Source organism: Arthrobacter sp. QXT-31 (assembly GCF_001969265.1).
In the GTDB taxonomy this organism is placed as follows: Bacteria; Actinomycetota; Actinomycetes; order Actinomycetales; family Micrococcaceae; genus Arthrobacter.
In genome coordinates, this window is sequence record NZ_CP019304.1 from 3,204,102 (window position 1) to 3,231,101 (window position 27,000).

At 67.5% G+C, this 27,000-nt stretch carries 26 protein-coding genes; 15 read left to right on the plus strand and 11 right to left on the minus strand.

Features of this window, described 5'->3' with window-relative positions; all coding sequences use genetic code 11:
* Nucleotide 1 precedes the first annotated feature (1 nt).
* Together BWQ92_RS14485 and BWQ92_RS14490 are read left to right on the plus strand one after the other, a co-directional pair.
* Complete coding sequence (locus BWQ92_RS14485) at nucleotides 2-874, plus strand: metal ABC transporter permease (protein WP_076800559.1); 873 nt, start codon at nucleotides 2-4, stop codon at nucleotides 872-874.
* A gap of 285 nt (nucleotides 875-1,159) precedes the next feature.
* A complete protein-coding gene (locus BWQ92_RS14490; protein WP_076800561.1) occupies nucleotides 1,160-2,929 on the plus strand; it encodes an ABC-F family ATP-binding cassette domain-containing protein in 1,770 nt (589 codons plus the stop codon).
* An 85-nt stretch (nucleotides 2,930-3,014) separates the two neighbouring features.
* Here BWQ92_RS14490 and BWQ92_RS14495 read toward each other — a convergent pair whose 3' ends face one another.
* The gene (locus tag BWQ92_RS14495) at nucleotides 3,015-4,844 is read right to left on the minus strand and encodes a hypothetical protein (RefSeq protein ID WP_076800563.1); all 1,830 of its coding nucleotides are present in this window, start codon (nucleotides 4,842-4,844) and stop codon (nucleotides 3,015-3,017) included.
* Nucleotides 4,841-5,311, minus strand: a complete 471-nt coding sequence (locus BWQ92_RS14500; RefSeq protein WP_157365161.1) for a hypothetical protein — start codon at nucleotides 5,309-5,311, stop codon at nucleotides 4,841-4,843. Before BWQ92_RS14500 ends, BWQ92_RS14495 begins: the two co-directional genes overlap by 4 nt.
* 400 nt (nucleotides 5,312-5,711) lie before the next feature.
* Here BWQ92_RS14500 and BWQ92_RS14505 point away from each other — a divergent pair, with 400 nt between their 5' ends.
* On the plus strand, nucleotides 5,712-7,175 hold the full coding sequence (locus tag BWQ92_RS14505; RefSeq protein WP_076800567.1) for an amino acid permease: 1,464 nt from the start codon (nucleotides 5,712-5,714) through the stop codon (nucleotides 7,173-7,175).
* 135 nt (nucleotides 7,176-7,310) lie between these two features.
* Here the strand turns inward: BWQ92_RS14505 and BWQ92_RS14510 are convergent, their stop codons facing one another.
* Nucleotides 7,311-7,487: a CsbD family protein gene (locus tag BWQ92_RS14510; RefSeq protein ID WP_076800569.1), complete on the minus strand. Its 177-nt coding sequence runs from the start codon at nucleotides 7,485-7,487 to the stop codon at nucleotides 7,311-7,313.
* Nucleotides 7,488-7,660: 173 nt separating this feature from the next.
* Between BWQ92_RS14510 and BWQ92_RS14515 the strand changes: the two genes are divergently transcribed.
* From BWQ92_RS14515 to BWQ92_RS14525, 3 genes are all read left to right on the plus strand, one after another.
* Complete coding sequence (locus BWQ92_RS14515; protein WP_076800570.1) at nucleotides 7,661-8,119, plus strand: SRPBCC family protein; 459 nt, start codon at nucleotides 7,661-7,663, stop codon at nucleotides 8,117-8,119.
* A gap of 50 nt (nucleotides 8,120-8,169) precedes the next feature.
* Nucleotides 8,170-8,808, plus strand: a complete 639-nt coding sequence (locus tag BWQ92_RS14520; RefSeq protein ID WP_076803735.1) for a pentapeptide repeat-containing protein — start codon at nucleotides 8,170-8,172, stop codon at nucleotides 8,806-8,808.
* 91 nt (nucleotides 8,809-8,899) lie between these two features.
* On the plus strand, nucleotides 8,900-10,390 hold the full coding sequence (locus BWQ92_RS14525; RefSeq protein ID WP_236782964.1) for an FGGY-family carbohydrate kinase: 1,491 nt from the start codon (nucleotides 8,900-8,902) through the stop codon (nucleotides 10,388-10,390).
* Here BWQ92_RS14525 and BWQ92_RS14530 read toward each other — a convergent pair.
* Entirely contained in the window at nucleotides 10,387-11,352 is a 966-nt protein-coding gene (locus tag BWQ92_RS14530; RefSeq protein ID WP_076800574.1) for a sugar-binding transcriptional regulator, read from the minus strand. The two genes, BWQ92_RS14525 and BWQ92_RS14530, sit on opposite strands and share 4 nt — an antisense overlap.
* A gap of 160 nt (nucleotides 11,353-11,512) precedes the next feature.
* Between BWQ92_RS14530 and BWQ92_RS14535 the strand changes: the two genes are divergently transcribed.
* The 7 genes from BWQ92_RS14535 to BWQ92_RS14565 all read left to right on the plus strand — a co-directional run bounded on the left by BWQ92_RS14535 (nucleotide 11,513) and on the right by BWQ92_RS14565 (nucleotide 19,488).
* Nucleotides 11,513-12,640, plus strand: a complete 1,128-nt coding sequence (locus BWQ92_RS14535) for a zinc-binding dehydrogenase (RefSeq protein ID WP_076800576.1) — start codon at nucleotides 11,513-11,515, stop codon at nucleotides 12,638-12,640.
* Nucleotides 12,641-12,776: 136 nt separating this feature from the next.
* Nucleotides 12,777-14,081: an RbtT/DalT/CsbX family MFS transporter gene (locus BWQ92_RS14540; RefSeq protein WP_076800578.1), complete on the plus strand. Its 1,305-nt coding sequence runs from the start codon at nucleotides 12,777-12,779 to the stop codon at nucleotides 14,079-14,081.
* 33 nt (nucleotides 14,082-14,114) lie between these two features.
* Nucleotides 14,115-15,839: a dihydroxyacetone kinase family protein gene (locus tag BWQ92_RS14545; RefSeq protein ID WP_076800580.1), complete on the plus strand. Its 1,725-nt coding sequence runs from the start codon at nucleotides 14,115-14,117 to the stop codon at nucleotides 15,837-15,839.
* 55 nt (nucleotides 15,840-15,894) lie between these two features.
* Nucleotides 15,895-16,353, plus strand: coding sequence for a ribose-5-phosphate isomerase (locus BWQ92_RS14550; protein ID WP_076800582.1), 459 nt, complete (start codon nucleotides 15,895-15,897; stop codon nucleotides 16,351-16,353).
* A gap of 176 nt (nucleotides 16,354-16,529) precedes the next feature.
* Nucleotides 16,530-17,741: a thiolase family protein gene (locus BWQ92_RS14555; protein ID WP_076800584.1), complete on the plus strand. Its 1,212-nt coding sequence runs from the start codon at nucleotides 16,530-16,532 to the stop codon at nucleotides 17,739-17,741.
* 65 nt (nucleotides 17,742-17,806) lie between these two features.
* A complete protein-coding gene (locus BWQ92_RS14560; RefSeq protein ID WP_076803736.1) occupies nucleotides 17,807-18,637 on the plus strand; it encodes an enoyl-CoA hydratase/isomerase family protein in 831 nt (276 codons plus the stop codon).
* A complete protein-coding gene (locus BWQ92_RS14565) occupies nucleotides 18,634-19,488 on the plus strand; it encodes a 3-hydroxyacyl-CoA dehydrogenase family protein (RefSeq protein WP_076800586.1) in 855 nt (284 codons plus the stop codon). Before BWQ92_RS14560 ends, BWQ92_RS14565 begins: the two co-directional genes overlap by 4 nt.
* 60 nt (nucleotides 19,489-19,548) lie before the next feature.
* Here BWQ92_RS14565 and BWQ92_RS14570 read toward each other — a convergent pair whose 3' ends face one another.
* From BWQ92_RS14570 to BWQ92_RS14580, 3 genes are read right to left on the minus strand one after another with little or no spacing between them, the layout of a single operon-like run.
* A complete protein-coding gene (locus BWQ92_RS14570; RefSeq protein ID WP_076800588.1) occupies nucleotides 19,549-19,779 on the minus strand; it encodes a DUF6480 family protein in 231 nt (76 codons plus the stop codon).
* Nucleotides 19,780-19,808: 29 nt separating this feature from the next.
* Nucleotides 19,809-20,240 (minus strand): SRPBCC family protein, encoded by a 432-nt coding sequence (locus BWQ92_RS14575; RefSeq protein WP_076800589.1) that lies wholly within the window; start codon nucleotides 20,238-20,240, stop codon nucleotides 19,809-19,811.
* A gap of 27 nt (nucleotides 20,241-20,267) precedes the next feature.
* The gene (locus tag BWQ92_RS14580; RefSeq protein ID WP_172804287.1) at nucleotides 20,268-21,119 is read right to left on the minus strand and encodes an SGNH/GDSL hydrolase family protein; all 852 of its coding nucleotides are present in this window, start codon (nucleotides 21,117-21,119) and stop codon (nucleotides 20,268-20,270) included.
* Nucleotides 21,120-21,237: 118 nt separating this feature from the next.
* On the opposite strand from BWQ92_RS14580, the gene BWQ92_RS14585 reads away from it, so the two are divergent.
* Nucleotides 21,238-21,945, plus strand: coding sequence for a tyrosine-protein phosphatase (locus tag BWQ92_RS14585; protein WP_083706313.1), 708 nt, complete (start codon nucleotides 21,238-21,240; stop codon nucleotides 21,943-21,945).
* Nucleotides 21,942-23,987 carry a S1 family peptidase gene (locus tag BWQ92_RS14590; RefSeq protein ID WP_076800595.1) on the plus strand — a complete coding sequence of 682 codons (2,046 nt, stop codon included), beginning with the start codon at nucleotides 21,942-21,944 and terminating at the stop codon, nucleotides 23,985-23,987. Before BWQ92_RS14585 ends, BWQ92_RS14590 begins: the two co-directional genes overlap by 4 nt.
* 9 nt (nucleotides 23,988-23,996) lie before the next feature.
* Here BWQ92_RS14590 and BWQ92_RS14595 read toward each other — a convergent pair whose 3' ends face one another.
* From BWQ92_RS14595 to BWQ92_RS14610, 4 genes are all read right to left on the minus strand, one after another.
* A complete protein-coding gene (locus tag BWQ92_RS14595) occupies nucleotides 23,997-24,293 on the minus strand; it encodes a putative quinol monooxygenase (protein WP_236782965.1) in 297 nt (98 codons plus the stop codon).
* A 107-nt stretch (nucleotides 24,294-24,400) separates the two neighbouring features.
* A complete protein-coding gene (locus BWQ92_RS14600; protein ID WP_076800599.1) occupies nucleotides 24,401-25,729 on the minus strand; it encodes a hypothetical protein in 1,329 nt (442 codons plus the stop codon).
* A 125-nt stretch (nucleotides 25,730-25,854) separates the two neighbouring features.
* Complete coding sequence (locus BWQ92_RS14605; protein ID WP_076800601.1) at nucleotides 25,855-26,604, minus strand: ABC transporter permease; 750 nt, start codon at nucleotides 26,602-26,604, stop codon at nucleotides 25,855-25,857.
* 36 nt (nucleotides 26,605-26,640) lie between these two features.
* Nucleotides 26,641-26,994 carry a PaaI family thioesterase gene (locus BWQ92_RS14610; RefSeq protein ID WP_236783224.1) on the minus strand — a complete coding sequence of 118 codons (354 nt, stop codon included), beginning with the start codon at nucleotides 26,992-26,994 and terminating at the stop codon, nucleotides 26,641-26,643.
* Nucleotides 26,995-27,000: the final 6 nt, after the last annotated feature.

The window sequence follows — 27,000 nt, forward strand, 5'->3', positions numbered from 1 at the left end:
CATGGATCCGATCACTCTCCTGCTGGAGCCCCTCGGCTACGACTTCATGGTGCGGGCCATCCTCACCACTGCGCTCGCCGCAGTGGTCTGCGCGGTCCTGAGCTGCTGGCTGGTCCTCATCGGCTGGTCCCTCATGGGTGATGCGGTCTCCCACGCGGTCCTGCCCGGCGTCGTGCTGGCGTACATCGTGGGGGCGCCGTTTGCGCTCGGGGCGCTGGTGTTCGCGCTGGTGGCCGTGACGCTCATCGGGGTGGTCCGCAACACCAGCCGGGTGAAGGAGGACGCTGCGATAGGCATCGTGTTCACGTCCCTTTTCGCCCTCGGCCTGGTGCTGATCTCGGTGACGCCGAGCCAGACAGACCTCAACCACATCATCTTCGGCAACCTGCTGGGCGTCAGCATGCCCGACCTCATCCAGGTGCTCGTGCTGGGCGTGGTGGCGTTCGCCATCCTCATCCTGAAGCGCCGGGACCTCACGCTCTACGCCTTCGACCCCACACACGCCCACGCCATCGGCCTCTCGCCGCGCCGGCTGGGGGCATTGCTGCTGGGGCTGCTGGCGCTGACCTCGGTGGTGGCGCTGCAGACAGTGGGCGTGGTGCTCGTGGTGGCCATGCTCATCATCCCGGGTTCCACCGCGTACCTGCTCACGGACCGCTTCTCCCGCATGCTGGTGATCGCGCCAGCGATCTCCGCGGCATGCTCCATCGCCGGGATTTATTTCAGCTACTACCTGGACACCGCGTCCGGCGCCATGGTGGTGCTCACCCAGGGAGCCGTGTTCGCCGTCGTTTATCTGTTCAGTCCCCGGCAGGGGCTGATCGGCACCCGGCTGGCCAAGGCCCGGCGCCGGAAGGCGGCCCTGGCCGTTTAGCCGCAGGGGGAGCCCGACGCCGGTCCGCGCCTTGGGGAGTGCGCGAACGGACAGTTGTGGCCCCGAGTGAGCGCTCATTTAGGGCCGCAAGTGTACGTTCGCGCTCCCAGCGTAGTGGGCCCGACGGCGGTGCGCGCCTTGACCGCGCAGCCCCCGCCGGGCAGGCTTGACCCATGAAGTCCTAGACCGTGGCGCCGGCAGCCGCCGGCCTGCACACCGCAATGGCCCGATCAGGCCCGTCGAGCTCGAGCTCCGGGGCTGCCCTTTGGACTGCGAGGACTTCTTATGGCTGAACACAATTTCCGCACCGAACAGCTGCGCCTGTCCGGCGTCTCCCACAGCTACGGGGACCGCGAGCTCTTCAGCGGCGTCGAACTGGTGATCGCCGCGGGGGAACACGCCGCCGTCGTGGGCGAGAACGGCGCCGGCAAATCCACCCTGCTGCGGATCCTCGCGGGCATCGAGGCGCCTGCTGCAGGCAGGGTCCAGCGGCAGGGCCGGGTCGGTTACTTGGCGCAGACCTCAGGGCTTCCTGCCCGGCTGACCGTGGCGGACGCGATAGATGACGCGCTCCGCGCGCTGCGCGGGATGGAAGCCGAGCTGGAACGCCTGGAGGTCGGCCTGGCATCGGCCGGCCCCGCAGAGCTCGAGGCTTACGGGAACCTGCAGACCCAGTACCAGTTGCGGGAAGGCTACGCCGCGGAAGCCCGGGTGGAGGCGGCGCTGGACCGGTTGGGCCTGGGCGGCGTGGAGCGCAGCAGGACGCTCGGTTCGCTGTCCGGCGGGGAGCAGGAGCGCGTGGCGCTGGCATGCCTGCTGGCTGATCCCGCGGACATCCTGCTCCTGGACGAGCCCACGAACCACCTCGACGCCAGCGGCACAGCTTGGCTGGAGGGACGCCTCGCTGCGCACCGGGGCGCCGTGGTGGTGGTTTCGCACGACCGCGTGCTGCTGCGGAAGGTGGCCACCGCCGTGATCGAGGTGGACGCCGAGCGCCGGACCGTGAACCGTTACGGCAACGGCTACGACGGCTACCTGAAGGAGAAGCGGGCCGAACGCCAGCGGTGGGTGCAGCAGTACCACGGCTGGCTCGACGCCATGGACGCCGAACGCCGGCAGGCGGATACCGTGGCCGGACGGATGGGCTATGCCCGCCGCCGGGACAACGACAAGGCCGGCTTCGACTTCAAGACGGGAACCTGGGAGCGGGCCGCCGCCAGCAAGATCCGCAATGCACAGGAGCGGCTGCGCCGCTTGGAGGACAACCCCGTCGAGCGCCCGCCGGAACGCCTGAAGCTCGACGCCGGGCTGAACGGTGGGCTGAACGGCGCGCTCGACGGCGGGCCGGACGGTTCCGCTGCCGCTTCCGGCACGGGCGCCGCCGGTTCGGACGGAGCCCCGGAAGCGGCGGGCCGGGTCCTGCATGCCCGCAATGCACGCGTGCCTGGCCGCCTGGATATCCCGGAGTTCCGGGTGGACCGCGGGCAGAAGATCCTCATCACGGGGCCCAACGGTGCCGGGAAGTCCACGCTGCTCTCCGTCCTGGCCGGCACCCTCGAGCCGGACGCTGGCCAGGTGCTGCGCCACGGCCGGATCGGTTACCTGCAGCAGGAACTGGAGCTGCCCGAGTATCCGTCCCTGCGGCTGCTGCCGGCCTTTGCCGCCGGGCTGGGCGGAAACATCGACGACCACGCGGAGGCGCTGCTGCGCCTGGGCCTCTTCCGGACCAGCGAGTTCCACGTGCCGGTGGGCGCGCTGTCCGCAGGCCAGCAGCGCAGGCTGGCACTCGCGCGGCTGCTGCTGGGCCACAACGAGGTCATGCTCCTGGACGAGCCCACCAACCACCTGGCCCCGGCGCTGGTGGAGGAACTGGAGTCGGCGCTCGCGGACTTCTGCGGAACGGTGGTGATGGTCAGCCATGACCGGGCGCTGGGGGAATGGTTCGACGGCTGTGCCGACCGCGCCCGCGGCCGGGCCGGCGGAGGTACGCCGGGCACGTGGCTCAGGTACACGATGGCTGACGGGGAGCTGGAGAAGGTTGCGCTCCCGGCCTGAGAAAAAACCCAGGCCCGGCGTGTTGCCGGGCCTGGGTTTTCCTTGTCAGCGGAATATGCCGCAGGGGGAATAAAGGAGTTTGGAACTACCGGAACAATGCGCTGTAGGTTCCCATGATGATCCGGTCACCGGGGGTCGCCTTCCTCATGTAGTCCACCACTGCCCAGTCGTCGAGCGAGATGCAGCCCGCCGTCGGGACCTTGTTCATGTGCAGGAAGATGGCGAAGCCGGCATCCTGCACGATGTTGGGGCGGTTGTAGTTGATCACCACGCCCTGGCGGTAGTCGTGCGTGGCCCGGGTGGCGAAGTACCACATGTTCTCGTCCCAGCCCACCCACGATGAGGACTCGAAGTACTTGTTGTACGTCGCGGTCCACGGATTTCCGCCCCAGCGGGACCGGGGGTTCAGCGTGCGGTACGGGAGCTTCGTTCCGGGGTTGCCCAGGCCGAAGGCCTCCGTCACGGAGAATGAGCCGGTGGGGGAGTACAGATAGCGCGTAGGACCGGAGGGGACTCCCGGCGGCTTGAAGCCGGAGGCTCCCACATAGCCGTCGGTCTTCCAGTCGGCAACGTACAGCCCGGCCATGCGGACGCAGTAGATGTTCGTCGCCCGGGACTGCCCGTACCCTTGCGTGAAGGTCAGCAGCACGCGGTTGGCGCCGTGCGTCGGGTATTTGCTCCGCCCGTTGTTGAGTTTGGAGCATTCCGTCATGGCGTAGACCCGGACACCGGTTGTGCTGGTCCAGCCGATGTAGCCCCGCTGGAAGGACTGCACGCACTGCGACCCAGCGCAGCGGAGCCTCGCGGTGGGGTAGCCGAGCGAGCTCCGGCTGGCACCCATGCTGGCGTACTTGGTGCCGATGACGCCGCGTGAAGCCCAGGCTCCGGTGGCAGGGGACCAGTAGATCGTTCCGCCCTGGAACCGCTGGAGGCAGCCGCCGGCCGGCTGGCCGCAGACCTGGTTGGCGACCGGGTAGCCCAGAGCGCCGTTGTGGCCGGCCTCTGCGCGCCACCGTTGATTGATGAGGCCTGTCACGATCCGGGCGCCGGTGGCCGGCGACCAGTAAATGTTGCCCTTCGCGAAAGCCTGGGCGCACCCGCCGCCCTTCAGCCCGCAGAATTCCCTGTTGATCGGCAGGCCCAGGCCCTTCTCAGCGCCGAGGGCAATCCAGTAACGGCCCACGCCGCCTGTGCCACGGACCTGGTACACGCCCTTCGGGATCCATGCCAGGATCCGTCCGGTGGCAAACCGCTGGATGGTTCCGCCCGGTGCCGCCACCTCGTCGGTGGTGGGGTATCCGAAGGTGGGGAGGGTTCCGCCCGCGTACCAGGCGGGCCCGGTGTGGCCGGAGTTGCGCAGGACCGGATGGGCGCCGGTTTTTGCCGTCCAGTAAATGTTTCCGCCCCTGAAAATTTGGTGGCAGAGGCCGCCACCGCAGAACTGGCTCGTACGGGGCGCACCCAGAACCCCCGCCGCTCCCTTCATGGCCTGCCACTTCGCACCGATCGGGCCGGGTACTGCGATTGGTTTTGGCGCTGCCGGCGGAGCAGTGGCGGGCGGCGGGGTAGAAGGCGAAGGGGTTGACGGCGGCGGGGTAACTGCCGGGGACGTGGTGTCAGACGGTGTGGTTTCCGGTGGCGAGGTTGCTGACGTCGTGTCCGAGGGCGACGGCGAGACCGGCTCGGAAGGCAGCGGTGCCTCCGGGATGGTTCCCGCGGTGTCGGTTGGGGCGGGCGAGGCCCCGTCCGTCGCCGGGCCGGTCACCTCTGTTGCCTGCACCTCTGTTGCCTGCACCTCTGTCGTCTGCGCGGCCGGCATGGCGGACGTGGAACCAACGGCGAGCGCAGGAGTGGACACGAACGGTCCGGCCGCCAGGCCCAGGAGCAGGGCAGCGGCAAGTATTGGTTTTTTCACGAAGCATCCTCCACCGACACAACCGGTTCACACGTGCCGGTCTGGCCCGTGGTCTTGGCGAAGTTCTCCGCAGAAACCTCAGCCGATTTCCCTGCCTGCACGGTTTCCGTGATCAGGGCGTGGCCCTGGACAGCCGCGCCCACCGTGACGGCAATGGCCACGGTGTACGTCTTGGCTTTGTCCGAGGAGTTGACCAGTGTCCCCTTGAACGTCCATTGCCCGTCCGGACCGGCCGCGCAGGTGTGATCCTGCAGTGCATCGATCGCGTTCAGTGACGTGGAAACGTCGGTGGGCAGGGAAGGGGCCGTAGTGGGTGGTGAGGATTCCGACGGCGGCTCGGTCACCGCCGTCGTACCGGTTGGTGGTGAAGCGCTGGAGCTGGTTCCGGCGGGGGCTGTGCCCCCGCCGGAACACCCCGAGGCTGCCAGCAGCAGGGCAGCCGGCAGCCGTAATGCTCTCTTTCTCATAGTCCCCCCTGAAAATGGCGCGAGTGCCGGCGCCCGCATGAGACGGTGCGGAAGCCATGGCCGGGAACGGATCCCCGGTCATGGTGCTCAGAGTAGCGGCAATGCGGGCCCCAGAGGGAGCTTTTTCTCCATGCGTTTTTCTGTTGCGGAGGCGGGCGCGGCCGGCCTGTGACGGACATGCCAAAAACCGGCAGGAGCACGCGGAATGTTGCCCCCGTCACGGAGCTGTCTGGAAGTCTTGTACGATAGATGGGCCGTGCGAACCTTCGATGCTTCATGAGTTCTTCTACAGATGCCGTCCTCAAGAGGGGCTGAAAGCCGAATTATCTGTACAAAAACTCCAGGTTCCGAAACCGGCAGTGCCCTACCCAAGGCAACCCCCGACCTACAAGGAACAGTTGTGCCTCAAAGTACCCCCACAGAACTTATGAGCCCGACGGCTCCATCCGCCGCCGTCGACTCGACCCTCAGCGCCGAGGGCTACAAGAAGACCCTGAGCCGGCGCCACGTCACCATGATCGCGATGGGCGGCGCCATCGGCGTCGGCCTCTTCATGGGAGCCGGCGGCCGGCTGGCCTCCACCGGCCCCGCCCTGATCTTCTCCTACGCCATCGCCGGCGTCATCGCCTACCTGCTGATGCGGGCCCTCGGCGAGCTCATCATGTACCGCCAGACCTCCGGCTCCTTCGTGAGCTACGCCGGCGAGATGTTCGGCAGGAAGGGCGCCTACCTGTCGGGCTGGATGTACTTCATCAACTGGGCCATGACCGGCATCGCGGAACTGATCGCGATCGGCCTGTACTTCCAGTTCTTCTTCCCCAACGTCCCCGTGGAACTGTCCGCCATCGCAGCGCTGGTGCTGCTGGTGGCCGTGAACCTGCTCAGCGTCAAGGCGTTCGGTGAATTCGAGTTCTGGGCGTCCTGCCTCAAGGTGGGCGCCATCGTGATCTTCCTGGCCGTGGGCTCCTTCATGGTGATCACCAACGCCAAGGTCGGTGACGGCCACGCGTCGCCCGTCAACCTCTTCGCCGGCGACGGCGGCATGTTCCCCAAGGGCGCCCTGGTGATGATCCTGGTGCTCAACGCCGTCATCTTCGCCTACAACGCCATCGAACTCGTGGGCATCACCGCCGGCGAGATGGAAAATCCTGAACGCGAAGTGCCCAAGGCGATCCGCGCCGTCGTGGTCCGCATCGTGGTGTTCTACGTCGGCTCCGTGACCCTGCTGGCCATGCTGCTGCCCTCGGACCAGTACAAGGCGGGCACCTCGCCGTTCGTCACCGTCTTCGGCCAGATGGGCCTGCCGTGGATGGGCGACGTCATGAACATGATCGTCATCACCGCCGCGCTGTCCTCCTGCAACTCCGGCCTGTACTCGATCGGCCGGATCTTCCGCACCATGGCCAACAACGGCCACGCCCCGCAGTGGCTGACCAAGATGTCCCGCCGCCACGTGCCGTATGCGGCCATCCTGGCCATCGCCGTCGTGTACCTCGTGGGCATCCTGCTGAACATCTGGCTGGGCGGTTCGTACGCGTTCGACCTCGCCCTGAACACCGCCTCGATCGGCGTGATCTTCACCTGGGGTTCGATCTTCGCCAGCCAGATCGCGCTGCGCAAGAAGAGGGGCAATGTCTCCAGCCTGCCGATGCCGGGTTCGCCGTGGACCAGCTGGGCTGGACTCGTGGCGCTGCTGGCCATCACCGTCCTGATCGGCTTCGACACCATGACGGACAAGGCCACGGGTGACGTCTTCCTGCTGGGTCTTTGGACCCTCGCCAGCATCCCGTTCTTCGCCCTGGTGCTGTGGCTGGGCTGGCAGAAGGTCAAGAACAACCAGCCGAAGAGCGAACTCTTCAGCTAGTTTTCCTGCTTTGATCACGACGGCGGCGGGTCACCTTTTGCGAAAGGCGGCCCGCCGCCATCATTGGCCCTGCAGAAACGGCGACGCCGGGCTCCCCCCAAGGGAGTCCGGCGTCGCCGTTTGATGGTGGGTGTATTAATCCCGCTTAAAGTCGTCCTTAACGTCCTCGCCGACCTTCTTGGCGTCGGCTACCACCTGGTCCTTCTGGCCCTCTGCCCTCAGGCGGTCATTGTCCGTCGCGTTGCCTGCTGCTTCCTTGGCCTTACCGCCGAAGTCCTCTGCAGCATTCTGGATCTTGTCTCCGATACCCATGAGGGGCACCACCTTCCGTTGCCGGTTGATCTGACAAAGCCATTTCAGCCTAACACGAAGCATGCTTACTATTTCAAGTCGTTTCCGGTTTCTCTGCGGAGGCTTTGCGGGGCGGCGCCGCGCGGGAGGGTTTTCGCGCCCGATTGTCGGTGCCCGCGGCTAGGCTCAAAGGCATGAATCGCAGCATCAGCCTGAGTCAGCACGTGAACGCCAGCCCGGAGAAAGTCTGGGCGGTGATCTCGGATATTCCAGGGTCCGCCGCCACGCTGTCCGGGGTGGAGTCCATCCAGATGGTCAGCGAGGGGCCGTACGGCGAAGGCACCCGCTGGAAGGAGACGCGCTCCATGATGGGCCGGCGTGAGACCGTGGAAATGTGGGTGTCCCAGGCGGATCCGCCGCGCAGCACAACGGTGAAGGCGCTGCAGGGCGGAGCGGACTACACCACCCGGTTCACGCTGGAAGAACGGGACGGCGGGACTGACCTGGGACTGACCTTCGGCGCGGAGGTCCTCCGGCCCACGATAGTCAGCAGGCTCATGCTTGCTGTCTTCGGGCGAATGGGCATGAACCTGACGCGCAAGGCCCTGGCAAGGGACCTCGCCGAGATCGCGGCGAAGGCGGAGCAGCCGTAGTGGCGGGAAGGTCCCTGGGCAGGCCGCGCCAAGGTGCGGCGTTGAAGGTCATGGCACCGAGGCTGACGCCGGTCCGGCTTGAGGGCCTCCGGGATGAGGGTGCGCCGGACTTCCGGCGGGCCGAACGGTATGACGGGATGCGGTACAGCCGCGCTGCCGCGGACGGGCTGGAGCTCAGCGGCATCACCTTCGCAGAATGTGAATTTGCCGGGGTCTCCTTCAATGAGGCCCAGCTCCGGGGCGCCACCTTCCGGGACTGTGTCATCGGGGAGGCCTACGCCCCTGTCTTCAATGCCGCCCGCTCCACCATGCACGACGTCATCTTCAGCAACCCCAGATGGGGATCGGCGGAGCTTTATGAGAGCGGCTGGCAGTCGGTGCGGATTGACGGCGGCAAGCTGGATTACCTGAACCTGCGGGGCTCGGGGCTCGCGGACGTGCAGATCAGCGACTGCATCATCAGCGAACTGGACCTCGGCTCCGCCACCGCGGCCCGGATTGCGCTGAAAAACTGCACCATCGGCACCCTGGAGCTCGCCGGGGCCAGGCTGAAGGACTTCGACCTCCGCGGCACCGACTTCCGGAGCATCAGCGGGCTGGACAGCCTGGCCGGCGTCGTGATTGATGAGTACCAGCTGGGGCTCCTGGCACCGCTGCTTGCGGCGCATTTGGGCATGGTAGTCGCATGAGGCGGCAGTTTCCACAAAATCAGCGGTGCCGCCGCGGGATACGATGGCCGCAGTGCCCCGCAACGGGCCCCACAAGGGAGGTGGTCGGCGGTTGTTCCTAGGACTCGACATTGGTACCGGCAGCAGCAAGGCCGTGCTGGCCACGTCCGACGGCAGGATCCTCGACTCCGCCACCGTGCACCACGCTCCCTCGCTGCCGCGGCCGGGTTGGGTGGAATTCGATGCGGAGAACACATGGTGGGCAGAAGTCCGGCAGCTCTGCGGGGAACTGTTCGCCAGGCAGGACCCGCGCCGCGTTGCCGGAGTGGCGGTCAGTGGCATGGGACCGTGCCTCGTCGTCACGGACGCCAACCATGTGCCCCTGCGGCCGGCCATCCTCTACGGTGTGGACACCAGGGCCGGCAGGGAAATTGACGAGCTCAACGACGAATTCGGCGTAGGGCGGATCGAGGCTGACGGCGGAAAGGCGCTGTCGTCGCAATCGGTAGGGCCAAAGCTGCGCTGGATCGCCAATAACGAACCCGGGACTTTTGCTGCCGCACGGTACTGGTACTCCTGCAGTTCATTCCTGGTGCAGCGGCTCACCGGCGAATATGTGATGGACCACCCGACGGCCGGCCAGTGCGATCCGCTGTACGACATCCACCGACTGGAGTGGATCGGGGACCGGGCTGCCGCCGTGGCCGGCCATCTGCCGCTGCCCCGGCTGCTGTGGCCGGCTGACATAGCCGGCCAGGTCACTCCCGAAGCCGCGGCGCTGACCGGCATTCCCGCAGGGACGCCCGTCTGCGCGGGAACGGTGGATGCCTGGGTGGAGGCGCACAGCGTGGGGGTCCGGCAGGCGGGGGACACCATGCTGATGTACGGCTCCACCATGTTTTTTGTGCAGCGGCTCAAAACGTTCAGGAGCCACCCGAGGCTGTGGCCTGTTCCCGGCGTCGAGCCACGTTCGATGACGCTGTCCGGCGGCATGGCCACCTCGGGAAGCCTCCTGACCTGGCTGCAGCAGATCACCGGCGGGGCGCCGATGGCCGACCTCCTGGAGGAAGCCGCCCGCGTGCCCGCCGGCGCCGAAGGCCTGCTGGTGCTTCCCTATTTTGCCGGCGAACGGACCCCTATCCTCGACCCCGACGCCCGGGGAATGATCATGGGCCTGACACTGAGGCACGGACGCGGCCACCTCCTCCGGGCGGCGCTTGAGGGCGTCTGCCTCGGCCTGCGGCAGACGCTGGACCTGGTGGAGGAAGCGGGGGAGCCGGTGTCCCGGCTGCTGGCCGTGGGCGGCGGGCTCCAGGCGCGGCTCTGGTCCCAGATCGCCAGTGACGTCATCGGCAGGGTGCAGGTTGTTCCCCGGGTGACCATTGGGGCCAGCTACGGGGACGCCCTGCTGGCTGCTGTGGGAACCGGAGCCGTCGCTCCGGATACGGACTGGATGCAGGTGTCAGGGCATGTGGAGCCAAGGCCGGAAGCGTCGGGTGTCTACGAGGAGATGTACGGAACCTACTGCGGCCTGTATCCGAGCAACAGAGAGCACATGCATGCGCTGGCCCGGCTGCAGGAGCGGACGGCAGGTTCAGGCTAGGCCGCCAGATAGTCCAGGACTGCCCGGGCGGTAACCGCGTCGGTGACCAGCTTCCGGAAGTAGCCTCCCCTGGCCCCGCCAACTATACTGCTGGCCTTCTCGGTTCCGACGGCAACACCGACCGTGTGCGGGATCGCGTGCAGAATCTCCGGCGGTGTGGCCACCACGCGGTCGCTGCCGGGAAACTCCACACGTTCTCCTCGGACGTCGAAGAAGTTCAGGCAGATGTCGCCCACGGCGCGGGCCAAGGAATCGTCGTCCTTGGGAATGAAGCGTGAAATGGAGCTCCGGGTGGTGGGCGGAGCGCCAACGCCCAGGAGCGCGCCCTTGGCCGACTCCCACAGCCGCTGGATCCTGAGGAAGTCCGGATCCCGCTGCAGGAACTGATGCATCTCGGGGGAGGGGAGCGCCTGGGTCCAGAGGAACGCGGGATGTGCGCCGGCATGTTCTGCCATGGCGCGGGCAATTTCATTGGTCTGGTACCAGGGCTCCGGCTCGGTCTGGCCCCCCACGCTGGGGGCAACCAGCACGCCGGGAAGCTTTGGCAGCACGGCCTGGCTGAGTTCATATACGGTCCTGCCCGAAGAAGCCAGCAGAACGTCGCCGGGGGCCAGGGCCATCTCCGTTATGGCCTCGGATACCTGGGGGAGCAGCCCGACCCGGAGCCGGTGTGACTGGTCGCCGTCGGCCAGGTAAACCTTCTGAAGCGACAGGGCTTCGGAAAGCTCACTGCCCAGGGAGTCGGAGGCGTGCCGGGACGGATTCACCACCTCGATTTTGACCAGGCCGATCCGCCGGGCCTCCGCCAGCAGGCGGCTGACGGTCGGCCGGGACACGTCCAGCGCCTGGGAGATCTTTACCTGGTTGGCATCGTCCAGGTAGTACATCCTCGCAGCCTGATACAGCAGCTCCAGCGGAAATTTGCTCCCGGTGCCGGCCGGACCGTCGTTGGCGTCCCGCATGGATCCGTCCCCTCATCGCGTGTCAGATGCCTACATTCTAGCGGACCCCTGAACAAAATTTCTCACCATTATCGCCTCAGAAATTTTGTTCTTGACATTTGTTCAGCAGGATCCCACACTGGATTCATTGACCCAGGTCACACGTTCCAAGGAGGGAACCATGACAACCACGTACGAAGAACAGGCAGCAACGGATACCGCTGTGCCGGCCGTCATGCAGGCAGTCATCTGCCATGGGCCGGAAAACTACACACTTGAAGAGGTGGCAACCCCGGTTCCCGGCGAGGACGAGTTGCTCATGAAAGTCGAGGCCGTTGGTGTCTGTGCCAGCGACCTCAAGTGCTACCACGGGGCCGCAAAGTTCTGGGGCGACGAGAACCGGCCCGCCTGGGCCCAGAAGGAGGTCACGCCCGGCCACGAGTTCGTCGGCACCATCGTGCGCGGCGGGGCGGCTGCCCTGGCCCACCATGGCCTGGAACTTGGCGACCGCGTTGCCTGCGAGCAGATCGTGCCCTGCGAGGAATGCCGGTACTGCCAGCGCGGACAGTACTGGATGTGCGGCCCGCACGACATGTTCGGCTTCCGCAACTACAACGGAGCTATGGCCGAGTACCTGGTGGTCCCGATCAACGCCCGGGCGCACAAGGTCTCCAAGGAGCTGGCACCCCAGCATGCAGCCTTTGCCGAACCGCTGTCCTGCTCCCTGCATGCCGTGGAGCGGGCCAACATCCAGTTCAATGACGTCGTGGTGATCGCCGGCTGCGGTCCGATCGGGCTCGGCATGATCGCCGGCGCCAAGGCCAAGAGCCCGCTGAAGGTTGTCGCCCTGGACATGTCCGACGACAAACTGGCCCTTGCGCGCAAGTGCGGTGCCGACGTCGTCATCAACGTCGGGCGCGAGGACGCTGTGCAGGCGGTCAAGGACATGACGGACGGCTACGGCGCCGACGTCTACATTGAAGGCACGGGGCATCCCTCGGCCGTGGGCCAGGGGCTAAACCTGCTGCGAAAGCTTGGCACCTACGTCGAATACTCCGTCTTCGGTTCGGATGTTTCCGTGGACTGGTCCATCATCAGCGACGACAAGGAACTCGACGTCCGCGGCGCGCACCTGGGCCCCCACTGCTGGCCCGCCGCCATCAAAATGATCGAATCAGGCATCCTGCCGATGGACGAGATCTGCACCAACCAGTTCCCCCTGGACAGGTTCCAGGACGCCCTGGACCTGGTGGGCGACACCGCCGGCGCTTCCGTCAAGGTCTCGATCCTTCCCGGCGCCGCACGCTAGCCACCGCGCGTAGCGCCGCACGCCAGACACCGCGCGTAGCGCCGCACGCCAGACACCGCGCCCCAGCGGCCGGCGGGACCCTGCGTCCCGCCGGCCCTGAAGAACCCATCCCCCCAAAAACAAAGGCGTTTTCCCAATGACCACAATTGCAACGCCCGTTGCCCCCTCGCGGGAACGGCTGCTCGATCGAATCGGCATTCCGCATTCCCTGCGCTGGGGCTTCCTCGGCGTCCTGGTCTTCATGACCGGCAACGGCGTCGAGTCGAACTTCATCGCCCCGCACATGGCCGCGGCCCTCGGTAACCAGGCCATGCTGGTCCCCACCATCATCACCATGTACGGCGTCGCGGTGACGGTCGCCTCGTACCTTTCCGGCGCCCTTTCGGACCTTGTGGGACCGCGCCGCGTGATGACCCTCGGCTTCGCCGCTTGGGTCACGTTCGAGATCCTGTTCCTGGTCAGCCTGAATGCAGGGTTTACTCCCGGCATCATGGCCAGCTACTTCCTTCGCGGCCTGGGCTATCCGCTGTTCGCCTTTGCGTTCCTGGTCTGGATCAACACCGTGGCGCCGCGGAAGAGCAACGGAACGGCCGTGGGCTGGTTCTACGTCATGTTCACCGGCGGCCTGCCGACGTTCGGCTCCCTGTTTGCGCTGACCTTCATCCCGCTGTTTGGCGGCGGCCACACCGGCGAGTCGCTGACCATGGCCGCCTCGATCGGCCTGGTTACGGCCGGTTTCCTCATCGCCCGGCTGGGCGTCCGGGAGGAGCGCGGCAGCAGGCGGCTCGCCCCCCAGGGCGAGTCGACGGCGGAAGTCCTCACCGGCGGCATCCGCCTCCTGGCGCGGGAACCGCGGATCCTCACCGGCTTCATCGTCCGGCTCATCAACACCGCACCCCAGTACGGCATGTTCGTGATCCTGCCCGGCGTGATCAGCGGTGAACTTGGCTGGTCCCAGACGCAGTGGCTGATGATGACGGTCATCGTGTACGCATCCAACATTTCCTTCAACGCCGTCTTCGGGGCCATCGGCGACAGGTGGGGATGGCAGCGCACGGTCCGCTGGTTCGGCGTTGTCGGCTCGGCAGCGGGCCTGCTCGCCTGGTGGTACGTGCCGCACCTGGTGGCCCCCGGCTCCGATTGGGGCTACTGGCTGTCCGTCCTGGCCGGCGTCGTCTTTGGAATCCTGCTGGCGGGCTTCGTGCCGATGGGCGCGATCATGCCTGCGCTGACTCCGGACCGCAAGGGCGCCGCCATGGCGATGTACACCACGGCAGCAGGCGGGGCGGCGTTCCTCGGCGCAGCGGTCGTTGCGGCCGTCCTCCCCTGGGGTGGAAACGCCGGCGTGGTCTGGGCGTTTGTGGCACTGTACGGCGTCGCCTTTGCCCTCACCACCTTCCTCAAAGTGCCGGAGGACAGCGCCGGCACGCGCCACCACTAAGACCCCTGACATCAAGATTTTGGAGCAAGCCCCATGACCAGGATTTTCAACGATCCCGCCGAATTCGCCGAAGACCAGTTCGCCGGCTTCCTTGACCTCTATGCGGACCGCCTCCGCGGCGTCCCCGGCGGGGCCGTGGCGCTGCGCACCGGCGAACCGCAGGTGGCCGTCGTCGTCGGCGGAGGCTCGGGGCACTATCCCGCCTTTGCCGGCCTGGTGGGCAGCGGATTCGCCACCGGTGCCGTCGTGGGAAACGTGTTTACCTCGCCGTCGGCAGCGCAGGTGTACTCGGTCGCGAAGGCCGCCCACCAGGGGCGGGGAGTGGTCCTGACCTTCGGCAACTACGCCGGGGACAACATGAACTTCGGCATCGCCGCGGAGCGCCTGCGCAAGGAGGGCATCGATACCCGGATCGTGGTGGTCACGGACGACGTCGCCTCCGCAGCCGAGGAGGACAAGCGCCGGGGCATTGCGGGGGACTTCTCCGTCTTCAAGGTGCTCGGCGCCGCAGCGGCGGCCGGGCTGGACATCGACGGCGTTGAGCGGGCCGGGCGTGCCGCCAACGCTGCCACCCGGACCATCGGCGTCGCCTTCTCCGGCTGCACCATGCCGGGGGCCGGGCGGCCGCTGTTCACGGTCCCGGAGGGGCAGCTGGGCCTTGGCCTGGGCATTCACGGGGAACCGGGCATCCGGGACCAGGCCATGCCCCCGGCCGCCGAACTGGCGCAGCTGATGGTCACGTCACTGCTCGAGGCCGCGCCGCAGGGCGCCGGCAGGCGCGTGGCACCCATCCTGAACGGGCTCGGCACCACCAAGTACGAAGAGCTTTTCCTCCTCTGGGGCACGGTGGCCCGGCTGCTGCGTGAGGCGGGACTGGACGTGGTGGACGCCGAAGTCGGTGAACTCGTCACCAGCCTGGACATGGGAGGGGTGTCGCTGACGCTGATGTGGCTGCATGACGAGCTCGAGACGTTCTGGACAGCCGACGCGTACACCCCGGCCTTCCGGAAGCAGCGGGCTCCGGTCGCGGCTGCAGCCGGCTACGTGCAGGACACAGGCGGCGGGGTCCGGGAGACCCGGGCCATCCCGGAAGCGAGCCCGGCCGCCGTCGTTCTTGCCGGAACCGCCCTCAATGCCCTCGAAAGCATGGCCGCATGCCTGCATGCGAATGAAGCGCGCCTGGGCGAGATCGATGCTGTGGCCGGTGACGGGGACCATGGCCGCGGCATGGTCAAGGGCATTGACGCCGCTCTTGCGGCTGCCCGCACGGCGTACGATGGCGGGGCTGGCGCGGCTTATCTGCTGCAGTCGGCCGGCCAGGGCTGGGCGGAGCATGCCGGAGGCACCTCCGGAGTGCTGTGGGGAGCCGCCCTCGAAGCGGCGGGCCAGTCCCTCACCGACGGGAAGGCGGACTACACGGACGGCGACTTCGTGGCTGCCGTCCAGGCCTTTTCCGGCGCGATCCTGGACCTGGGCCGTGCCGCTGTGGGGGACAAGACCCTCGTGGACGCTCTCCTGCCATTCGTCGGCGAGCTCGCCGACGGCGTCGGCCGGGGCAGCTCCTTCGCTGCCGCCTGGCGGGCCGCGGCCGAAGTAGCCACAGAACAGGCGGAGGCGACGGCGGCCCTGCGGCCCAAGCTGGGCCGTGCCCGCCCGCTGGCAGAAAAATCCGTTGGCACCCCCGATGCGGGCGCCACCTCGTTCGCGCTGCTCGTCCGGGACCTGGCCGGTCTGCGCAGCGGGATACCCGCCTCCTGACCATCCTGACCAACCTGACCAACCACCCTGACCAACCCCCGAAAGGCCCACCCAAATGGCAGAAAAACTCCGAATAGTCGTCGGCTGCGATGACGCCGGCTTCGAATACAAGGAAGCACTGAAAAACGATCTGGCCGCACACGGCCTGGTGGCGGACGTCGTCGATGTCGGCGTGGGCCCGGACGGCCACACCGCCTATCCGCACGTGGCGGTTGAGGCCGCACGCATGGTGGCCAGCGGCGCCGCGGACCGGGCGCTCCTGGTCTGCGGCACGGGCCTGGGCGTGGCGATTGCCGCCAACAAGGTCAAAGGGGTCCGGGCCGTGACCGCCCACGACTCCTTCTCCGTGGAGCGCGCGGTGCTCAGCAACAACGCCCAGGTCCTGTGCATGGGCCAGCGCGTAATCGGCCTCGAGCTGGCACGCCGGCTCGCCAGGGAATGGGTGGGCTACACCTTCGACGACAGCAGCCCCTCGGCGGACAAGGTCGCCGCGATCTGCGGCTACGAGGACTGACGCCCGGGCTGAGGAGTTTTTGTCCACTTGTCATGACTTCAAGGCCCAATAACCCGCGACAAGTGGACAAAAACTCCGCTCCCGTTGACCGGCTGCCCGCACCGTGTAATCTTTATAGAACGAACGGTCGGTAATTTATTCGCTTCCGGCCCAGCTTCTGCGAAAAGGATGTTCTCATGGTCGAGGCTTTTCTGGTCGGCGGTGCCCGCACCCCGGTAGGACGATACGGCGGAGCGCTCTCGGCGGTCCGGCCCGATGACCTGGCCGCGCTGGTGGTCCGGGAGGCCGTGGCCAGGGCGGGCGTGGATCCGGACGCGATCGATGAGGTCATCCTCGGCAACGCCAACGGCGCCGGCGAGGAGAACCGCAACGTGGCCCGCATGGCCACCATCCTCGCCGGCCTTCCACTGCACATCCCGGGCATCACCGTGAACCGGCTCTGCTCCTCGGGCCTGAGCGCCATCATCATGGCCAGCCAGATGATCAAGGCCGGGGCCGCGGACATCGTGGTGGCCGGCGGCGTGGAGTCCATGAGCCGCGCGCCCTGGGTCCAGGAGAAGCCGCAGGCGGCCTTCGCAAAGCCCGGGGACATCTTCGACACCTCCATCGGCTGGCGCTTCGTGAACCCCCTGTTCAAGAAGGGCGAGCTCTCCCGCGACGGCAAGATGACGTACTCCATGCCCGAAACCGCCGAGGAGGTGGGCCGCGTGGACAACATCTCCCGCGAGGACGCCGATGCCTTCGCCGTCCGCTCCCACGAACGGGCGCTCGCAGCCATTGCGGCGGGCCGCTTCAAGGACGAGGTCGTCCCCGTGACAGTCAAGACCCGCAAGGCCGAGACGGTCGTCGACACGGATGAGGGCCCGCGCGCGGGCACCTCCATGGACGTCCTGGCGGGCCTCCGCCCCGTCGTCCCCGGCGGCTCGGTGGTCACCGCCGGCAACTCCTCCTCCCTCAACGACGGCGCCTCCGCCATCATCGTGGCGTCCGAATCAGCGGTCGAGCGGCTGGGCCTCACGCCCCGCGCCCGCATCATCGACGGCGCGTCCGCCGGCTGCGAGCCGGAAATCATGGGCATCGGCCCGGTCCCGGCAACCCAGAAGGTGCTCAAGCGGAGCGGGCTCAGCGTCGGTGACCTTGGCGCCGTCGAACTTAATGAGGCTTTTGCCACCCAGTCCCTTGCCACCGTGCGTCGCCTTGGGCTGGATCCGGAGATCGTGAACAACGACGGCGGCGCGATCGCTCTGGGGCACCCGCTGGGTTCCAGCGGCTCCCGGATCGCCATCACCCTGCTGGGCCGGATGGAGCGGGAAGACGCACGGATCGGGCTCGCCACCATGTGCATCGGCGTGGGCCAGGGCACGGCCATGCTGCTGGAGCGAGTGTAGTGCCGGGCCAGGCCAGCGCGAACGGTCAGGCCAGCGCGAACGGTCAGGCCAGCGCGAACGGACACTTGAGCACCCTCGAGTTCAGCACCCTCCTTGTCGAAGAACGTGAGGACCGCGTGGTGGTGCTCCTCAACCGCCCGGACGTCCGCAACGCCATCGACCAGCAGATGGTGGATGAGCTCCATGCCGTGTGCGCCGCGCTGGAAAAGGACCCCAAAGTCCTCATCATCGCGGGCACGGAAGGCGTTTTTGCCTCAGGCGCGGACATCGCCCAGCTGCGGGAGCGGCGCCGCGACGACGCGCTGCAGGGCATCAACTCCACCATCTTCGTCCGGATTGCCAGGCTGCCCATGCCGGTGATCGCCGCGCTGGACGGCTACTGCCTGGGCGGCGGCGCCGAACTGGCATACGCCGCCGACTTCCGGATCGGCACTCCTGCGGTGCGGATCGGCAACCCGGAAACCGGCCTCGGCATTCTTGCCGCCGCCGGCGCCAGCTGGCGGCTGAAGGAACTCGTGGGTGAGCCGGTGGCCAAGGAAATCCTGCTGGCAGGCCGGGTCCTCAAGGCCGAGGAGGCCCTCGCCGTCAACCTGGTCACCGAACTTCATGAGCCTGCCGAGCTTATGGACGCCGCCCACCGGCTGGCCGACAGGATTGCCCGGCAGGACCCCCTGGCCGTCCGGATCACCAAGTCCGTGTTCCACGCCCCGGCCGAGGCGCACCCGATAATTGACCAGCTGGCGCAGGGCATCCTGTTCGAGTCACAGGCCAAGTTCGACCGGATGCAGAACTTCCTGATCAGGAAAAGCACAGACAGGAAGAACACTGACAGGAAGAGCACCGACAAGAAGAATACTGACGCACAGAACAGCACCACAGACGGGACCAAGTCATGACCGCCATTCCCCAGCACGTCGGCGTCCTCGGCGGCGGCCGCATGGGCGCCGGGATAGCCCACGCCTTCCTCATCAAAGGCGCCACCGTGGTGGTGGTGGAGCGCGACGACGACGCTGCCGCCGGCGCCCGCACGCGGGTCACCGATGCCGTGGCCAAGTCCGCTGCCCGCGGCGTCCTGGACGGGACCCCGGAGGAGGTTCTCGCCCGCTTCCGCACGTCCACCGACTACTCCGCCTTCGGCGGCTGCGGCCTGGTGGTGGAAGCGGTTCCGGAGGATTTCGAGCTGAAGGTCAGTGCCCTGAAAGCCGTGGAGGAACAGCTGTCAGCACATGCCTTCCTGGCTTCCAACACGTCGTCGCTCTCGGTTACTGACCTCGCCGCACAGCTGCAGCGGCCGGCCAATTTCGTGGGGCTGCATTTCTTCAACCCCGTGCCCGCCTCCACCCTGATCGAGGTGGTGGTGGCCAGGGAGACGTCACCGGAGCTGGCGGCCCAGGCGAAAGGCTGGACGGAAGCGCTCGGCAAGACCGCCGTCGTCGTAAATGATGCCCCGGGGTTCGCGTCCTCGCGGCTGGGCGTGGCAATCGCACTGGAGGCGATGCGCATGGTGGAGGAGGGCGTGGCCTCCGCGGAGGACATCGACGCCGCCATGGTGCTCGGCTACAAGCACCCCACCGGGCCGCTGAAGACCACCGACATCGTGGGCCTGGACGTCCGACTGGGCATCGCCGAGTACCTGCACTCGGCACTGGGGGAGCGCTTCGCGCCGCCCCAGATCCTGCGGGACAAGGTGGCCCGGGGCGAACTGGGCCGGAAGACCGGCAAGGGGTTCTTCGACTGGACGGACTGACGCCCAGGAACCGGGACGAAGCCCGAAAGCCCGTGCGAACGCACGGAGACCGGCCGCCGCCTACAGCAGGCCGACGATGTAGCCGACGAAGAACAGCAGGCAAAACAGCACCAGGATGCCGAGTGCCACCAGGACCGCCACCTGGGTTCCGCGCGGCGGTCCTCCCTCGTCGTGCCCCTGCGGTCCGCCGGTGGAGCCTTCAGCCGGAGGTGTTTCCCCGGGCGGCACTCCGCCGCCGGGTTCCAGCCCGGTGATGTGGTCCTCGAGGGGATCGGGATTTTGGCTGGTCACGGAGTCCTCCTGTACTGGCTTGCGGACGGCTACAGCGATTCGAGTTTCTGCCGGAGCCCGTTCAGGGCCGGGTTGCGGAGCTTCATGAACTGCGGCGTGAGGAACGGCTGCAGCAGCTTGTAAGGCCAGTTGATCCTGAACTGCGCGTTGTACACGACCTCGGAACCGGAGCTGAGCGAGCGGACATCGATCGAGTCAAAAGCCACGAGCTTCTGGTGTTCGCCCCGGAGCTTGATGTGGTTATCGAACAGTTCGACGACCTCGTACTCGATGGGCTGGCGTTTGCCGCGGAACACCGCCTCCGCATGGTAGCGGTGGCCGACGGCGACGGGTCCCTCGGTCAACTTGTCCATCACCGGCGTGCCCGGGTCCCACTCACTCGTGTGTTCGAAGGCGGACAGGTAGGCGAACGCAGTCCGCGCCGGCAGGGAGGAACCAACAGTGCCAGAGACTGTGATCATGACACCAGCCTAGCCACCCCGGGGCAACTAACCGAGAGCTGCCGTGATCGACGCGGCGTAGCCTCTGGTGTAGCCGTCGGCCGTGGGGTGGAAGATGTCCGCCACCGACGTCCCGCACGTTGCGGAGGCCTCACAGAGCGTCGGCGGGCCCACAATCCACGGCTGTGCGGAACCGATGCCGTGGCCGGCGAACGCCTGCGACACGTCCACGAAGTGAACCTTCGCGCGCCCGCCGTCCGCCTCGCGCGCTGCTGCAGCAATGACGGCATTCAGCTGCTGCGTCAGCCCGTTTATAGGATCAGCGGCCGGGCCGGCGCCGGGCTCGAACAGCAGCGGGTACCCGGCGACGTAGATGTCGGCTCGCGGTGCTGTGGCCTTGATGTCGTTCAGCATTCCCAGCAGATCCTGGAAGAAGGGGCTTGTCCCAGGGCTGGCCAGGGCAGTCTGCAGGACAGCCGCCCGCTGGGCCAGTGCATCCGTGCACGCCTGGCCGGGGTCCACCGCACAGATCGCCAGCGCGCCAATGGAGTCCAGGTCATTTCCGCCCGCGGTCACGGTCACCAGGTCCACTTTTTTGCTGAGCACGGGGATCTGGCTGTCCCGCACACTGCCGGTGGTGGCACCGCTGCAGGCCGCGTTTCCGGTCAAACCGATCTTGGGGGCTGCGTCCAGCACCGCCGGATAGCCGAGGGTGCTCCTGAAGCAGGCATCCAGATACGGACCGGCGCCCTGGCCTGCGGCAAAAGAATCTCCGAGTGCCACGTAGGAATCGAACCTGTCTGCGGATGCCGGGGCGGGGGTCAGGCCAGCCAAAACCAAGGCCGCGAGGACGCCGGAAAGGCGGGTGATCCGTCGTCGTAAAGGCTGTCCAACTGTCATCAGAATCCCCATCCATGAGCAGGCCCGGGAGCGGCGCCATGTCCCAAGGGTACGCCCGCCGTCAACGCCTGCCCCGGAACCCGTGCGGCCACCGGGGAAGGTGTGGTTAGCTGGCTCCGTGAACGCGAGGGGACAGATCGGCTGGGACGGGGCGGTGAACGCCTGGCTTGTGGCCGGCTCCGTCTACCGGATGGGGCGGCGGGAATGGGTCACGGCGGCGGGCTGGCAAGAAGCCTACCGGGACGGGATCCGCACCATCATCGACCTCCGGAACCCCGGCGAACGGCTCCGCCGGCCCAGTGACCCGGAAGTGGGCGAGGCGCTCGCCGCGTTCGACCTGGTGCTTGCCCCCACCGAGGACCCGGAAAACCCTGAGTTCAAGGCACTGTGCGACCCCTACCTGAACGATCCGGCGCACTACGCAGCCAACGCACGCCTCTTCCCGGACCGGCTCGCCGCCGTGTTCAAAGCCGTGGCTGCTGCGTCAGGGGGCGTGGTGATCCACTGTTCAGCCGGCAGGGACCGCAGCGGCATGATCGCCGCCATGCTGCAGGACCTTGCAGGCGCAAGTGATTCCGAGATCGTGGCCAGCTACCAGGCCGCCATGCGCAGCATCAACGAGCGCCACCGGACCCTGTGGCCGCCGCATCCGCACGAACGCTACCTGGACGAGGAAACCCTCGCCCCGCTCCTGGAAACCCGCGGCGCTACGGTTCTGGACTTTGTGCGCCGGCTGAGGACCCGGGAGTTCCTGCTGCGGCACGGTGTCACCGGGCCCGAGCTGGATGCAGTGCTCGCAGCCCTCGGCGCTAGGGTAGCCCTGTGACTTCACCCGTTTCCGGCACCGCGCTCCGGCGCGCGCTCGCCCTCACGGCCGCCGTGGCGCTGGGCAGCACGCTCGCCGCGGCACCGGCTTCTGCCGCCCTGGAAAGTACGACGGCGGCGGCGGCCGGCGGCGCACAGTCCTCGCCGGCGGTGCCGTCCCCGGCTTCTCCTGTTTCCCCGGCGGGCGGGGTATCGGGGGAGGGCCTTGCTGAAGCCGTGCAGCGTGACCTGGGCATGACGCTCGAGGAATTCTACGCCGCGGGGGAGCAGGGGAAACGTGCGGCTGCGGAACCTGCTGCTTCGGAACCGGGCGCTGCCCCCACCAAGCCGGCCGCCACCCCGGACGCGCCCGAGGACCGTCGTGCCGTGAGCGTCGAACAGCTCTACCAGGCGTACCTCCGCGAGGTGGGACCTACGGGACTCCAGGCCGTGGCCGAGGCGGACGGCAGGTTCATCATCCGTACGGGCGGGATCAACGAGCCCCAGGCTGAGCCGCAGCCGGCAGCCGGACCGGGCAGCACCGGACCGAACAGCACCGAAGTGGACAGTACTGAATCGGAAAGCAGCGAAGCGGACGGTGCCGGCCCCGCAGAAAGCCGTGCCCTGGCGTCGGCTGGCCCGGCATTGGTGGAGCAGGCGGGCGGCGGGCGGCTGTCGCCGTCGGAATTCGTGGGGCAGTATGCCAACGTGGTTCTGGAGAGCGGCGAACCGCTGGCGCCGGAAGAGGACTTCTTCGGCGGGCAGGGGTACCGGATCGACGGCGGGGTGGTCTGTTCCGCCGGCTTCAGCGCGTTCAGCCCCGTCGGCGAGCCCCTGGTCCTCACAGCCGGCCACTGTGCCGACGACGGCGCCGCGCGGCTCGCCGAGGTGACGCTGCCGGCCGGGGATCCCGCAGGCGGATTCCTGGCGGACAACGCGGTCACCGGGAAGCTTGGGACGTTCGGCTTCAGCCAGTTCGGCGGTCCCGGGAATTCGTGGGTCGCGGATCCGGAGAATCCCGGCACGCCGGGGAATGACATCGCGGTCATCGAATCCATCCGCGCGGACCTCGAGCCGCTACCCGCCACCGCCACGTGGGCGGACCCCACCAGGCTCGGCACCGGCTCCGTGAAGATCGTGGGCATGGCGTCGCCGTTCGTGGGGCAGGCCGTGTGCCGTTCCGGACGGACCGCGGGATGGTCGTGCGGCACTGTGGACGAGGTGGGGATCTACGTCGTCGGCGGCGGCTCGGGGGACCCCGCCGATCTGCGCTCCTTCAGCGGATTCCTCTCCACATCGGTGGAGTCCAGCGGCGGTGATTCCGGCGGGCCGTGGATCAGCGGGAACTACGCCGTGGGCACACATTCGGCGGGGAACTCCGCCGACTCCGTCGAGAATTTCGCCGTCGCGGCCACGCTCCAGCATTCCATGTCCGTCCTCCCGGGCGTGCAGCTGAGGCTGTTCCTGAACAAGCCTGTCCTGGCCGGCACCCTGCCGGCTGGGCCCATCGCCGCCGGGCAGCGGGTCGCCGGGCGGCTGGCCTCGGCCCCGGCCACCGACGTTCCGGCGGGAACGCGGGTCCGGATCGCGTTTCCGGGCAGCGAACCGTTCGACGTGGACGTGGATGCCCAGGGCAACTGGGCCTTCAGTGCGCCCGTCACCGCCGACGGCTTCACCGCGCAGGCGGTGAACGGCTTCAGCCGCTCCGAGCTGAGCACCTTCAGTACCGCACCGAAGCCCGCAGCACCTGAACCCCCGGTTGAGGGCGGTTCCGGCACACCTGGAGCCGGCGGCTCGCCGGTTGCTTCTCCGCCTGCGTCCCCGCGGGCAGCGGCGAAGGGCGGCGAGCCCGCGGTGCTGGCGCCCGCGCCCCAGCCGACGGTGGTGGCCGTGCATCCTGCTGCCGGGTACGTCCCACCGGCCGGCCTGGGCGGTGATGCGTCCCCGATGGCGCTGGCCGACACGGGTGCCTCAGGCCTGACACTCGCAGCCACCGGGGCAGGTGTGGCTCTGCTGCTCGGTGGCGTGATGCTGGCCCTGGTGCGGCGCCGCAGGAGGCGCTAAGCCGCAGCCTCAGCCGATGACGGCGGCTTCGTCCAGGGTGTGCGGTTCGAAGTGCTCAATCAGGTCCCGCATGGACGCGATGCCCTCCGTGTAGGTCGCCGATGACCGCCACTGTTCCACCTGCTCCACTGAGGCCCACGGACCGGTACTGATGAAGCGGTTGGGGACGTCGCGGTCACGCATCAGCAGGCCGTGCCCGCCGGGGTACTCCCTGTGGGTGCGGTCGGCGATGTCCTTCCAGGCCTTCACGAAGTCGTCCTCGCGGCCCGGCTTCACGAGCCAGATACCCAACGTGTAAACAGACACATCCACCACCTCCATTGGTGTGCAGAGCGGATACCTGATTATCTTCCGGCGGCGCAGCGCGCGGAAGAACCTGGCGGAAGTGCCGGCGTCGACGCACCTGCCCCGCGCTAACAGTTAGGCGGCCGGTATTCGTAGGCGCCGGCGTCGGCCTTTCCGGATCCTGAGCATTGACCGCCCTGCGGAACGGCCACCTGGTCCAGGTCCGTCTCGGACGGGCTGCTGCCCGCCCGGTCTATCGCCGGGCTGCCGCCGGCGAGGTGGAGGTCCTTGGGGGCGTGGACGAATTTTGCGGGAGCCGTCGTCGAGGTGCTGTCCAGCGGAACGTTGCTGGGGCCGTTGACGACGTTGGACTGCTCCCTCCAGCCGGATCCGTCCAGCCAGAGGGCGTCGCGCACGGCAACGAGGATGTTGGCCCGGATGACCGTTGAGGACGGACAGGAAGCGTGGCAGACCACGCCGCGGGAATGTTTGCCGTTCAGCCACACCGTGTTGAATTCGAAGGTGGTGCTGTTCGTGGGGCCGTATTTGGTGTTCGGGCCACGAATGATCAGGCCAGCGGCTTCCCTGCAGTCCGACCCGCACGAGGAGCGGACGAGGTTGTAGCGGAACACATTGCCGTCGGCGGTACCGTCGGAGCGTCCGACCTCGGAAAAAACGTTGTTGTCGATGGCCTTGTTGTTGTGGACGATGTTGCGGTTGCCGTCATAGATTTCGAAGGCGCTGCCGTCACGGCTGAAGTCGTGGGAGAAGGCTGTGGAACCGGTGACGGTGTTGCCGGAGAACTCGTTGTCGTTGCCGTTGATCAGGATGCCGAAGGCACCGGAATCGTCGCTGCATTTGGCTGCCTTTGCAGTGCCGCACTGCCTTCCGCGGGTATTGACGTTCATGATGTTGTTGTCCGTCAGGACGTTGTTGAAGTACTTTCCGAAGTTTGAGCCCATGCTCACCTTGATGCCGGCGGTGTTGTCCGAGGCCTCGGAATTCCTGATCACGACGTGGTCGCCGTTGACGTTGAATCCCGCGTACCCGCAGTCGGTGGCCCGCAGCCCGTCCACCTCGATGTAGTTGCCGTTCAGCTCGAAGCAGTTTTCGCCTTCCCGCGTGGTTACCGTTGGCAGGCTCCCGTTGCCGTAGCTGTCCAGTTTGATGGCCGACGCCGATGTGCCGCTTTCGTTCAGGGTGACGGTGCCGACCCACTCGTCCCCCTTGCGGAAACTGATGGAGTCGCCGGGCCTGAAACCCGTCTCATTGATTTTTCGCAAGGACTGCCAGGGTGAAGCGGGGGACGTTCCGACGTTGTTGTCGCTTCCCAGCGCGCTCACGTAGTAGTGGGTGCTGTCCGCCGAGGGGTTCGCCTGCCCGGTGCAGCGCACCAGCAGGAACATCAGAAGGACAGCCGCCAGCGCGGCGCCAACCCGTGCGGAACGTCTGCTCATGATTGCACCTGCCGGGAAGCGGATAATGCCCGGCCCAGCAGTGCCGCTGCCTGTGGCCCGGAGCGGTCAGCGTATAAAGCCGCCCCGGGCAATGTCAACGGCGCGCGGGACGGGTGTGCGGCCGCCTATGCGAGCGGAGCGGGCCGGACACGGACCGGGGCCAGCAGGCTGATCAGCAGGATGGCGGTGACGGCCCCGGCGGCCATGATCGCGGCGAGAACCACGATCTGGAACCGGCCTGCCTCCAGCGGCGACAGCCCGCCGAAGATCGCCCCGACAAAGGCCCCGGGCAGGGTGACCAGCCCGGTCGTTTTGGTCTGGTCCACGGTGGGAATCAGCGCGGAGTACACGGCGCTGCGCGCCATCTCATGGGTCGCCTGCCGGGCCGTGGCGCCCAGGGCGAGCCAGCCCTCCACCTGGTCCCAGCGGTCGATGACGGCCTCGTTGAACCTGCGGCCGGCGAGCGCCGCAATCGCCATGGAGTTCCCCACCACTATTCCGCCGATCGCCAGCACAAACCGGGATGTGAACTCGATGGCGCCGGTGCCGAACACGATGACCAGCGACGCGAGGACTCCGGCGGCCATCGAACCGGCCACTACGGCGAAGTGGCGCCAGGACCAGCCGAGGCGGCGTGCGGCGGTCACAGCGGCCACGGTGAACATGACGCCCAGCGCCACGGCCACCCACTCGGCGCTGGCGATCACGGCCCCGAGGACCAGGCTCACGGCGGCAAGCTGAGCCGCGCCGCGGAGGATGGCGAGAGCCGGTGAGAAGGCATGCGGAACCCGGTAAGCGCCGAGGACGGCCGCCGTCAGTGCCATCAGGAGGCCCACCGCGATCAGGGTGGGTGTCAGGCTGCCAGGCTCGGTCACCAGATCAGCCTAGCCGGGGCAACCCGTCGGGTGGCTTCAGGTCCTTGGGGCAAGCAGCAGGTTGGTGATCCGCATACTGCACAGCCGCTGGCCCGCCTCGTTGGTGATCAGCACCTCGTGGGTGGTGAGGGTGCCGCCAAGGTGGATGGGGGTGGCGGTGATGGTGATGAGGCCGGCGCGGGCGGACCGGTGGTGCGTGGCCGAGACATCCACCCCGACGGCGGTCTTGCCAAGCGTGCTGGCGTGAATCACTGCCGCCCACGATCCCACGGCTTCGCCCACGGCCAGCGAGGCGCCGCCGTGCAGGAGGCCGAACGACTGCCGGTTCCCCTCCACCGGCATGGTCGCCACGACACGATCGACGGACTCCTCCACGATTTTGACGCCCATCTTCTC

What these genes read in the sequence shown, in the direction of transcription:
- BWQ92_RS14515 (WP_076800570.1), top strand. Translation starts at nt 7,661, where the DNA reads ATGAATCGCAGCATCAGCCTGAGTCAGCACGTGAACGCCAGCCCGGAG.
- BWQ92_RS14550 (WP_076800582.1), top strand. Translation starts at nt 15,895, where the DNA reads ATGGCAGAAAAACTCCGAATAGTCGTCGGCTGCGATGACGCCGGCTTC.
- BWQ92_RS14485 (WP_076800559.1), top strand. Translation starts at nt 2, where the DNA reads ATGGATCCGATCACTCTCCTGCTGGAGCCCCTCGGCTACGACTTCATG.
- BWQ92_RS14610 (WP_236783224.1), bottom strand. Translation starts at nt 26,994, where the DNA reads ATGGGCGTCAAAATCGTGGAGGAGTCCGTCGATCGTGTCGTGGCGACC.
- BWQ92_RS14540 (WP_076800578.1), top strand. Translation starts at nt 12,777, where the DNA reads ATGACCACAATTGCAACGCCCGTTGCCCCCTCGCGGGAACGGCTGCTC.
- BWQ92_RS14575 (WP_076800589.1), bottom strand. Translation starts at nt 20,240, where the DNA reads ATGATCACAGTCTCTGGCACTGTTGGTTCCTCCCTGCCGGCGCGGACT.
- BWQ92_RS14520 (WP_076803735.1), top strand. Translation starts at nt 8,170, where the DNA reads ATGGCACCGAGGCTGACGCCGGTCCGGCTTGAGGGCCTCCGGGATGAG.
- BWQ92_RS14510 (WP_076800569.1), bottom strand. Translation starts at nt 7,487, where the DNA reads ATGGGTATCGGAGACAAGATCCAGAATGCTGCAGAGGACTTCGGCGGT.
- BWQ92_RS14580 (WP_172804287.1), bottom strand. Translation starts at nt 21,119, where the DNA reads ATGACAGTTGGACAGCCTTTACGACGACGGATCACCCGCCTTTCCGGC.
- BWQ92_RS14545 (WP_076800580.1), top strand. Translation starts at nt 14,115, where the DNA reads ATGACCAGGATTTTCAACGATCCCGCCGAATTCGCCGAAGACCAGTTC.
- BWQ92_RS14555 (WP_076800584.1), top strand. Translation starts at nt 16,530, where the DNA reads ATGGTCGAGGCTTTTCTGGTCGGCGGTGCCCGCACCCCGGTAGGACGA.
- BWQ92_RS14535 (WP_076800576.1), top strand. Translation starts at nt 11,513, where the DNA reads ATGACAACCACGTACGAAGAACAGGCAGCAACGGATACCGCTGTGCCG.
- BWQ92_RS14600 (WP_076800599.1), bottom strand. Translation starts at nt 25,729, where the DNA reads ATGAGCAGACGTTCCGCACGGGTTGGCGCCGCGCTGGCGGCTGTCCTT.
- BWQ92_RS14500 (WP_157365161.1), bottom strand. Translation starts at nt 5,311, where the DNA reads ATGAGAAAGAGAGCATTACGGCTGCCGGCTGCCCTGCTGCTGGCAGCC.
- BWQ92_RS14490 (WP_076800561.1), top strand. Translation starts at nt 1,160, where the DNA reads ATGGCTGAACACAATTTCCGCACCGAACAGCTGCGCCTGTCCGGCGTC.
- BWQ92_RS14565 (WP_076800586.1), top strand. Translation starts at nt 18,634, where the DNA reads ATGACCGCCATTCCCCAGCACGTCGGCGTCCTCGGCGGCGGCCGCATG.
- BWQ92_RS14530 (WP_076800574.1), bottom strand. Translation starts at nt 11,352, where the DNA reads ATGCGGGACGCCAACGACGGTCCGGCCGGCACCGGGAGCAAATTTCCG.